The organism is Yoonia sp. (assembly GCF_036007805.1).
GTDB lineage: Bacteria > Pseudomonadota > Alphaproteobacteria > Rhodobacterales > Rhodobacteraceae > Yoonia.
The window spans coordinates 1-1,933 of the sequence record NZ_DASYOK010000294.1; the positions used below are offsets into that span (position 1 = coordinate 1).

The following is a 1,933-nucleotide window of genomic DNA, read 5'->3' on the forward strand; positions in this document are numbered from 1 at the left end:
GGTCACTGCGGAATACGGGATGCTGCCACGGGCGACAAATACGCGGATGCGGCGTGAGGCCAAGAACGGGCAATCCGGCCGCACGCAGGAAATCCAGCGTTTGATCGGGCGGTCTTTGCGGGCCGGTGTTGATCGGGTCGCGTTGGGGGAGCGCCAGATCGTGGTGGATTGCGATGTTATTCAGGCCGATGGCGGCACACGCTGTGCATCAATCACCGGTGGTTGGGTCGCGTTGAAACTGGCAGTGCAGAAGCTGATGAAGGCTGGCGATGTGATCAGCGATCCTTTGATCGACCCTGTCGCAGCGATTTCTTGCGGGATTTATGCGGGTCAGGAAGTGCTGGATCTGGATTATCCCGAGGATAGCGAAGCTGGTGTTGACGGGAATTTTGTCATGACAGCTGGAAAACTGATCGAAGTGCAGATGTCTGCCGAGGGGTCAACCTATACGCGCGCGCAGATGGATGCCCTGCTTGATCTGGCGGAAAAAGGTGTCGCCGAGCTGACAGCGGCGCAATTGGCGGCGGTGTCCTGATGCGGCGGTTTGACGGCAAGGAATTGGTGATCGCGACCCATAACCAAGGGAAGCTGGAAGAGATTGCTGATCTGTTGCGCCCTTACGGGGTGTCTTTGACGTCAAACGCAGATCATGGGTTGCCCGAGCCGCACGAGACGGAAACGACCTTTGTGGGTAATGCACGGATCAAAGCGCATGCGGCGGCAAAGGCCACTGGCCTGCCAGCCCTGTCGGATGACAGCGGGATCGAGATTGACGGCCTTGGTGGTGCGCCGGGTGTCTATACGGCGGATTGGGCGGAAACACCGCAGGGTCGTGATTTCAAAATGGCAATGGAGCGGAGTTGGGCTGAATTAGAGTCTGTTTCTGCCCCCTATCCGCGCACTGCGCGGTTTTGTTGCACCTTGGTTCTGGCCTGGCCTGACGGGCATGACGAGGTGTTTCCCGGTGTGATGCCTGGCCAGATTGTCTGGCCGATGCGGGGTAACCAAGGGCATGGATATGACCCGATTTTCCAGCCAGACGGCTATGACATCACCTTTGGCGAAATGGATCGCTGGGAAAAGAACAAGATCAGCCACCGTGCCGACGCCTTTGCCAAACTGATCGCGGGTTGTTTTGCCTAGGATGGAAGATTGGGAGCATGGAGGCTTTGGCCTCTATATTCACTGGCCGTTTTGTCAGGCGAAGTGTCCCTATTGCGATTTTAACAGTCATGTCGTGGCCCAGATTGATCAAAATGCCTGGGCCGAGGCCTACTTGAGCGAAATTGCACGTGTTGGTGCCGAAACGCAGGGCCGCGTTTTGCGGTCTGTTTTCTTTGGAGGTGGCACGCCCAGCCTGATGGATCCGGCGGTGGTTGATGCAATCCTGAAAAAGGTGCGCGCGACCTGGCCAATTGCGAATGATCTAGAGGTGACGTTGGAGGCCAATCCGACCTCAGTCGAAGCGGGACGCTTTGCCGGTTACCGCGATGCCGGAGTGAACCGCGTTTCCATGGGGATACAGGCGCTGAACGATGCCGATTTGAAGGCTCTGGGCCGGTTGCATAGCGCAGATGAGGCGATGCGGGCCTTTGAAATTGCGCGCAAGGTGTTTGATCGCGTGAGTTTTGATCTGATATACGCGCGACAAGGCCAATCGGTTGCGGATTGGACGGCGGAATTGCAGCATGCGCTGGATTTGGCAGTCGATCATTTGTCGCTCTATCAACTCACAATTGAAGATGGCACGGCCTTTGGCGATCGCTATGCGGCGGGCAAGCTGCGCGGTTTACCGGATGATGATGCGGCAGCTGACATGTATGCTGTGACGCAAGAGATTTGCGAAGCGGCCGGATTTGCGGGCTATGAGGTGTCCAATCACGCGCGCGCGGGCTGTGAGAGTATCCACAACAAGATTTACTGGCACTATGGC

3 protein-coding genes are annotated in these 1,933 nt (G+C 57.1%); all 3 read left to right on the forward strand.

Annotation, left to right across the window (positions count from 1 at the left end):
* The coding region (gene rph, locus VGP75_RS15405; protein ID WP_327544504.1) for a ribonuclease PH at nucleotides 1-535 on the forward strand (535 nt) is incomplete at its 5' end.
* Nucleotides 535-1,143: an RdgB/HAM1 family non-canonical purine NTP pyrophosphatase gene (gene rdgB, locus VGP75_RS15410; protein ID WP_327544505.1), complete on the forward strand. Its 609-nt coding sequence runs from the start codon at nucleotides 535-537 to the stop codon at nucleotides 1,141-1,143. The genes rph and rdgB, both read left to right, overlap by 1 nt.
* A 1-nt stretch (nucleotide 1,144) precedes the next feature.
* On the forward strand, nucleotides 1,145-1,933 hold a 789-nt coding region (gene hemW, locus VGP75_RS15415), incomplete at its 3' end, for a radical SAM family heme chaperone HemW (RefSeq protein WP_327544506.1).

Coding starts and splice junctions, on each gene's coding strand:
- rdgB (WP_327544505.1), top strand. CDS start 535: ATGCGGCGGTTTGACGGCAAGGAATTGGTGATCGCGACCCATAACCAA.